The 7798-nt window shown below is 53.8% G+C and carries 8 protein-coding genes; 6 read left to right on the forward strand and 2 right to left on the reverse strand.

Going from position 1 to position 7798, the window contains the following annotated elements:
• Positions 1-119: hypothetical protein (locus RTY00_RS08085; RefSeq protein WP_312664075.1), on the reverse strand; the 119-nt coding region annotated here is incomplete at its 3' end.
• 539 nt (positions 120-658) lie between these two features.
• On the opposite strand from RTY00_RS08085, the gene ydgH reads away from it, so the two are divergent.
• Positions 659-1615 carry a DUF1471 family protein YdgH gene (gene ydgH / locus RTY00_RS08090; protein ID WP_312664068.1) on the forward strand — a complete coding sequence of 319 codons (957 nt, stop codon included), beginning with the start codon at positions 659-661 and terminating at the stop codon, positions 1613-1615.
• Between the two features lie 224 nt (positions 1616-1839).
• Positions 1840-3231, forward strand: coding sequence for an amino acid permease (locus RTY00_RS08095; RefSeq protein ID WP_312664069.1), 1392 nt, complete (start codon positions 1840-1842; stop codon positions 3229-3231).
• Here RTY00_RS08095 and RTY00_RS08100 read toward each other — a convergent pair.
• The gene (locus RTY00_RS08100) at positions 3228-3641 is read right to left on the reverse strand and encodes a hypothetical protein (protein ID WP_008106403.1); all 414 of its coding nucleotides are present in this window, start codon (positions 3639-3641) and stop codon (positions 3228-3230) included. The genes RTY00_RS08095 and RTY00_RS08100 overlap by 4 nt on opposite strands.
• 176 nt (positions 3642-3817) lie before the next feature.
• On the opposite strand from RTY00_RS08100, the gene rstA reads away from it, so the two are divergent.
• The 4 genes from rstA to asr all read left to right on the forward strand — a co-directional run.
• Positions 3818-4543, forward strand: coding sequence for a two-component system response regulator RstA (gene rstA, locus RTY00_RS08105; protein WP_008106404.1), 726 nt, complete (start codon positions 3818-3820; stop codon positions 4541-4543).
• Complete coding sequence (gene rstB / locus RTY00_RS08110) at positions 4540-5850, forward strand: two-component system sensor histidine kinase RstB (RefSeq protein WP_008106406.1); 1311 nt, start codon at positions 4540-4542, stop codon at positions 5848-5850. Before rstA ends, rstB begins: the two co-directional genes overlap by 4 nt.
• 12 nt (positions 5851-5862) lie before the next feature.
• On the forward strand, positions 5863-7350 hold the full coding sequence (locus RTY00_RS08115; RefSeq protein ID WP_312664070.1) for a carboxypeptidase M32: 1488 nt from the start codon (positions 5863-5865) through the stop codon (positions 7348-7350).
• Positions 7351-7520: 170 nt separating this feature from the next.
• Positions 7521-7798 (forward strand): acid resistance repetitive basic protein Asr (gene asr / locus RTY00_RS08120; protein ID WP_312664071.1); only part of this gene is annotated, 278 nt, incomplete at its 3' end.

The following is a 7798-nucleotide window of genomic DNA, read 5'->3' on the forward strand; positions in this document are numbered from 1 at the left end:
CCTGCGCTCTGTTCAACGGTGACGCTAAATCCCAGCTTGATCAGTTGCTCAACGGTCTTTGGCGTGGCGGCCACGCGCGACTCATTGGCTAACCGTTCTTTGGGTATCCCAATTAACATACTGTTTCCTTTCAACAATTAAAGGATGAGGTTCTGTAAGTGGCAAAAAGCTCAAAAGCCGAAACAGTGTTTCAGCTTTTTATGAGCAAAATGCACAATGTAACAAAGTCTTTATAACCTACTGAAAATATGAAGAGTGATCCACAGCGATAACGCCTACTTATGACATTCACACAAATATTCAGACGCAAAGATTGAATGCCACGTTTTGCTACTGCATTTGATGTTTATTAAAAAATATTCTGCTGCGCAAAATCGTGTCATGTCGAATTAAGTATTATTAAAAACCTTTATTTAACAATGCGATAACTATTATGGCACTAAGTGTTACCAGAATAAGTGGTTATCTGTGCAAAAAAGAGCCGTAACAGAAGTCAATGACAGGTCGATGAATAAATGGCAGAGATTGTCAATGTTATGCGCTTAAATTGGCTGAGACAGGCCGATTATTACATGCAATAATCAGCGGCTAATCTGTTATACATCAAGAGTCCAGCACGTTTTCGTACTCATTTTGCGTAAGGCGAAGGATCATTTTTATGAAGCTGAAGAACACCATTCTGGCGTCAACCTTGTTATCACTGCTGGCGGCAAATGCGTTTGCTGCTAAAGAGTTAACGCCAGAGCAAGCGGCCGCGTTGAAACCATTCGAACGTATTAATATCAGCGGCCGTTTCAATGCGATTGGCGATGCAACTGATGCCATCTCCAAAGAGGCTGATGCTAAAGGCGCTGACTCTTTCTATGTACAGGGCATCAATGATACCAACGGCAACGGCGGTAACTGGCGCGTAACGGCTGATTTGTATAAAGCCAACGCACCTAAAGCAGATGACTCCACCAAATATCGTAGCTTCTCCGGCGTGAAAGAGTTGCCGAAAGCAGAAGCGTATCGCCTTGAGCCGTACGATACCGTATCGGTTAATGGTTTCTTCTCAAGCCAGCCAGATGTTAATGAAGCGATTGCCAAGGCAGCCAAAAATAAAGGTGCCGCATCCTTCTTTATTGTGCGTCAGGTTGATGCCAACAACGGCGGCAACCAGTACGTAACCGCCTATGTTTACAAGGCAGATGCGCCTGAGCGTAAAGTTCAGAACACCTCTGATTCGATCCCAGCGGATTCTGAAGCCGGTAAAGCAGCACTGGCCGCTGGCGGCGCCGCCGCAACTAAAGTGGCGATTCCTGGCGTGGCCTCTTCCGAGACGCCAAGCCGTAACGTAGGCCGTTTCTTCGAAACCCAGAGCTCAACTGGCCAACGTTACACGGTTAAAACCGCCGATGGCCGCAGCGTGCAGGAAGTGAATGCGATTACCGCAGCGCAGATGCAGCCGTTTGACACCATCACTTTCTCCGATCACTTCGGTACTCCGACCGAAGTCTCTGAAGCGGTTGGTAAACGTGCCGTAGAAAAAGGCGCTAAGTACTATCACATCACGCGTCAATGGCAGAACCAGAGCGGCGGCAACCTGACCGTCACTGCGGATCTGTTCAAGTAATTCCGATTAAGGGCGGCGTCCGTCGCCCTTTTCAAAATCTCCTTCATACTGACTGCATAATCTGTGCGCAGATTTGCATAGTCTTGCATTGCCTTCCCCCTTTGCACTCCGTAAAATCTGCCGCCTGTTTTTAGGGGATTCCGTTTCAAAGTTGGCTAACTGCCACGCGAGACTCCAGCGGAATCGCCACCAACCAGCATACTCTGCTGCTTAGGATGGGCGTTTTGGATAAAAAATTAGGTCTTAGTGCGCTCACCGCGTTGGTACTCAGCTCAATGCTGGGCGCTGGCGTGTTCAGCCTGCCGCAAAACATGGCGGCAGTTGCCGGCCCGGCGGCGCTGCTGATCGGCTGGCTGATCACCGGCGTTGGCATCATCTTCCTGTCGCTTGCCATGCTATTACTGACACGGTTAAAACCCGAGTTGGATGGCGGCATCTTTACCTATGCGCGCGCCGGATTTGGCGAACTGATGGGCTTCTGCTCGGCGTGGGGATATTGGCTCTGTGCGGTAATCGCCAACGTCTCATATCTGGTGATTGTCTTCTCGGCATTGAGTTTCTTTACCGACACGCCGGATCGCGTGGTGTTTGGCGATGGCAATACGTGGCAAGCAATGCTTGGCGCATCGGTGCTGCTGTGGCTGGTGCATTGCCTGGTGCTGCGCGGCGTGCAAACTGCGGCCAGCATTAATTTGCTGGCAACGCTGGGAAAGCTGGTGCCGCTGCTGCTATTTGTGGTGCTGGCGCTGCTGGCATTCAACTACGATCGCTTCCGCTTTGATTTCAGCGGTGTCGAGCTCGGTCAGCCGCTGTGGCAGCAGGTGAAGCAAACCATGCTGATCACCTTGTGGGTGTTTATTGGTGTGGAAGGCGCGGTGGTAGTTTCAGCGCGAGCGCGAAATAAGCAGGATGTCGGACGCGCTACGCTGATGGCGGTGCTGGCCGCGCTGTTGGTCTATTTGCTGGTTACGCTGCTGTCGTTAGGCGTGATTCCGCGAGCCGAACTGGCACAGATGCGCAATCCTTCCATGGCCGGTTTGATGAAGCATCTGCTGGGTCATTGGGGCGATGCGGTGATTGCGGTCGGATTGATTATTTCAGTGTGTGGCGCTTATCTGAGCTGGACGATAATGGCCGCTGAAGTGCCGTTCCTCGCCGCGCAACAAGGTGCTTTCCCACGCAGCATCGCGCGTCAGAATCGCCACAACTCGCCTTCTGCTTCGTTATGGCTGACCAATGGCAGCGTGCAGGTTTGCCTGATTTTGATCGCCTTAACCGGCGCGGATTACAACACGCTGCTGACCATCGCTTCAGAAATGATTTTAGTGCCCTATCTGCTGGTCGGTCTGTATCTGATTAAAGTGGTGCGCGGGCAGAACAAACCCTGGGCGATGTTTACCGGGATTGGTGCCAGCGCGTATGGCATCTGGCTGCTGTATGCGTCGGGTCCCTTGCATCTGCTGCTTTCAGTGGTACTTTATGCGCCCGGATTGCTGCTGTTCCTTTACGCACGACGCGGCGGCCGTGGCGACAAGGTGTTGTCACAGCTGGAGCGCATTGCGATTGTGTTGCTGATTGCGGCGTCACTGCCCGCCATGTGGCAGCTAACGAATTAGTGCGGCTGAACGGGAATGGAAACGCACAGCAGGTCATCCTGCTGTGTCAGATTGAGCGGTTTACGGTATTCCTGATGAATAGCGTCAAGCTGCTCGGCTGACAGCGGATATGGCAGCTGAATATCAAAGCGGCTGATGTGCTGTTGCTCGGCCAACGTGATGAGGCGCGCGATATTAATCTCGTCGCTCACCTGCGTTGAAATGATTTGTAATGCTAATTCTTTGAGATGATCGTCGCTGGCCTGAAGGTTATGCGCCGATTTACGCGTCACCATGCCAAAAATAGGCATCACGCCATAAATGGCATCGACAAAACTCCAGCGTTTTTTGCAGGAAGCGGAGAGAAAATCACTGTAATTGAAGCAGATGCGATCACTGTATCCGGCTGAAGCCAGCTCTTTATCAGACACTCTCGCACTCCTCCTATTTTTCGTTACGGTTCCGAACCTTGCGCTACAACGCGCCGCTAATGATGGCACATTTCACGGTATACATACCAGTAACGCAGGGATATTTCGTGCGGTAACGTAGAGCTCAGGACCAGGAAAAGCTATGCTGCTGGCATTCTCATCCGTCACAGTGAATTATGAACAAAATCGTCTATGTGGAAGATGAGCCAGAAGTAGGCGAATTGATCGCCGCTTACCTTGGCCGCCACGATATTGAAGTTATTGTTGAAACGCGCGGTGACCGCGCTGAAGCCACCATCGCCCTGCACGATCCCGATTTAGTGATGCTGGATATCATGTTACCCGGCAAGGATGGCATGACATTGTGCCGCGATCTGCGTGCCAGCTGGCAAGGTCCGATTGTCTTGCTCACCTCGCTCGACAGCGACATGAACCATATTCTGTCGCTGGAAATGGGCGCTAACGATTACATCCTCAAAACCACGCCGCCAGCGGTGTTGCTGGCGCGCCTGCGTTTGCATCTGCGTCAGGCGCACGTCGGTCAGCCGGAAGTCACGCCCGCCATTCAAAGCTCGCAGCGCGTGCTGCGTTTCGGTTCACTGACCATCGATTCGCTCAATCGTCAGGTGACGCTGTTTGAGGAGAATATTGTACTGTCTACCGCCGATTTTGATCTGCTGTGGGAACTGGCGAATCATGCCGGGCAAATCCTCAATCGCGATGCGCTGCTGAAAACCCTGCGCGGCGTCACCTACGATGGCATGGATCGCAGCATTGATGTGGCGATTTCTCGCCTGCGCAAAAAACTGTACGACAGCGCCACCGAGCCGTTCCGCATCAAAACCATCCGCAACAAAGGCTATCTGTTCGCGCCGCAGGCCTGGGATACCCGTTCCGCATGAGAAAGCTCTTTATTCAGTTCTATTTGCTGCTGTTCGTCTGTTTTCTGGTGATGACGTTGCTGGTTGGGCTGGTGTACAAATTCACCGCCGAACGCGCCGGACGCCAGTCGATGAACGATTTGATGGCCAGTTCGCTGTTTTTGATGCGCAGCGAACTGCGCGAGATCCCGCCGCGCGACTGGAGCAAAACCATTCGCAGCCTCGATCTCGATCTGTCGTTTGATCTGAATATTGAGCCGATGAGCAAATATCAACTGGGTGACGCCGACATGAAGCGCCTGCGCGCCGGCGAAATCGTGGCGATTGACGATCAGTACACCTTTTTACAGCATATTCCGCGCAGCCATTACGTGCTTTCCGTCGGCCCGATCCCCTACCTTTTCTATCTGCACCAGATGCGCATTCTCGATATTGCGCTGCTGGCGTTTATTGGTATGTCGCTGGCGCTGCCGGTATTTATCTGGCTACGTCCGCACTGGCAAGAGATGCAACGGCTGGAGAAAGCCGCCGAGCGTTTTGGCCGTGGCGAACTCGATGTGCGCACTCATTTTGAAAGCACCTCCAGCCTGCACAGTCTTGGCGTGGCGTTTAATCAGATGGCGGAGAACATCAACACGCTGGTTGCCAGTAAGAAACAGCTGATTGACGGCATCGCGCACGAGTTGCGTACGCCGCTGGTGCGGCTGCGTTACCGGCTAGAGATGAGCGATAACCTTACCGATGCGGAATCCGCCGCGCTGAACCGCGATGTGGGTCAGCTGGAGAGTTTGATTGAGGAGTTGCTGACGTATGCGCGCCTCGATCGCCCACGCGTTGATCTCCATCTGCAATCCTTCGATCTGGCGCAATGGCTGCGTGTGCATATCGAAGATGTGCAAACCATGAACCCGCAGACGCAGATTGCGCTGGATATCCCGCAGCTGGAGAACGTCGGCAGCGCCGATACGCGCCTGATGGAGCGCGTACTGGATAATCTGGTGAACAACGCCCTGCGCTATGCGCAACAGCGCTTGCGCGTCAGCTTATGGTTTGATGGCGCGCTGGGCTGTTTGCAGGTGGAAGACGACGGTCCGGGCATTCCGCAGGAAGAGCGCGCCCGCGTGTTTGAACCTTTTGTTCGCCTCGATCCAAGCCGCGATCGCGCCACCGGCGGCTGTGGTTTGGGTCTGGCGATCGTCCACTCTATTGCGCTGGCGATGCAGGGAAATGTCTCGATTGAGAGCAGCCCGCTCGGCGGCGCCAGCGTTCGCTTTTGCTGGCCGGTTGATCTACCCTTGCGGGACATTGCGCCACGCTTACCGTCATAAGGAGCTTTTTACGTGACTTCAGCTTATCAAGAACTTAGCCGCACTTTTCAGCGTCTCTCCCGCTTTGGCCATTTAGGCGCCATTGCCGGTGTCGATATGCAAACCACCATGCCGCCGGGCGGCAGCCAGGCACGCGGTGAAGCGATGGCCGAACTGAGCGTGTTCATGCACGAAGTGCTGACCGATAAACGCCTCGGCGGGCTGTTTGATGCCGCGCAGCAGGAATCTCTGAATGATGTCGAGCAGGTTAACCTGAGCGAGATGCAGCGCGCCTGGCAGCAAGCCACGCTGCTGCCTGCGTCACTGGTGGAAGCCAAGTCGCTGGCCGGTTCACGCTGTGAGCACGCCTGGCGTCAGCAGCGTCCAGCGAACGACTGGCAAGGTTTCTCTGCCAATCTGAAAGAAGTGGTGAAGCTGAGCCGTGAAGAGGCGCAGCTGCGTGCCGATGCGCTCGGCGTATCGCGTTACGACGCGCTGCTGGATGTATTTGAGCCGGGCATGACCAGCGCGCAGCTGGATCAAACCTTTGGCGATTTGAAAAGCTGGCTACCCGACCTGTTGCAAAAAGCAGTGGCGAAGCAGCAGCAAACGCCGATCGCGCAGCCGGTGGGTCCGTTTGCCATTGAATCACAGAAACAGCTGGGCCTGAGCGTGATGAAAACGCTGGGCTTCGATTTCAATCACGGCCGGTTAGATGTGAGTGCGCATCCATTCTGCGGCGGCGTGCCGGAAGATGTGCGCATTACCACGCGTTACAACGAGAACGACTTCCTCAGCGCCATGATGGGCGTGATCCATGAAACCGGCCATGCGCGTTACGAGCAGAATTTGCCAAAACAGTGGCGCGGTCAGCCAGTGGCACAGGCGCGTTCTACCGCGATTCATGAATCTCAAAGCCTGTTTATGGAGATGCAGCTGGGGCGCAGTAAAGCCTTCCTGCAGCATATACATCCGCAGGTGGTGGCGCTGATGGGCGATCAGCCTGCGCTGGAGTTAAACAACTTTATCCGTCAGACACAGCGCGTGAAGCCGGGCTTTATTCGCGTCGACGCCGATGAGTTGAGCTATCCGGCGCATGTGATCTTACGTTACGAGATCGAGCGCGCGCTGATTGAGGGCGAGATTGAAGTGGATGATATCCCGGCGCTGTGGGACGAGAAGATGCAGCAATCGTTGGGCATTGATACACGCGGTAATTATCGCGACGGCTGCATGCAGGATATTCACTGGACCGACGGCGCGTTTGGCTATTTCCCAACCTACACATTGGGCGCGATGTACGCGGCCCAGCTGTTCCAGGCGGTGAAGCGTGCGATTCCGCAGGTCGAAACGCTGATCCAACAAGGTGATTTGCAGCCGGTGTTTGACTGGTTACAGCAGAACATCTGGCAGCACGGCAGCCGTTTCCCGACGCAGCAACTGCTGATCAATGCCACCGGCGAAGCGCTGAATCCGCACTATTTCCGTCAGCACCTTGAACAACGTTATCTGTCTGAGTAAACTGCGCGGCGGCCCATGCGGCCGCCCTTTTCACTTCCTTTACCCCACTTTGTACAATCCGTTACACGCCGATACCAATGCCTCACGGAAAGCCTGAATTGTTTTTCATATAGTGTTTTCACCGGCCCCGCAGTGGGCTACACATGAAAAAATAGTTCGAGGATTTTGCAATGAAAAAATTATTTGCACTGGTGATCGCCGCTGCTATGGGTATGTCTTCTGTTGCTTTCGCTGCTGAAACAACTGCTGCTCCAGCTGCTGCTGCAACCACAACTGCTGCGCCAGTTAAACACAAAATGGCTCACCACAAAAAACCAGCTGCTCAGAAAGCGCAGGCTGCTAAGAAACACAAGAAAGTAGAGAAGAAAGCGCCAGCTGCACAGAAAGCTCAGGCCGCTAAAAAGCATCACAAAAAAGCAACCAAGCCAGCTGCACAGAAAGCCCAGGC

Source organism: Pantoea sp. CTOTU49201 (assembly GCF_032054795.1).
GTDB lineage: Bacteria > Pseudomonadota > Gammaproteobacteria > Enterobacterales > Enterobacteriaceae > Pantoea > Pantoea symbiotica.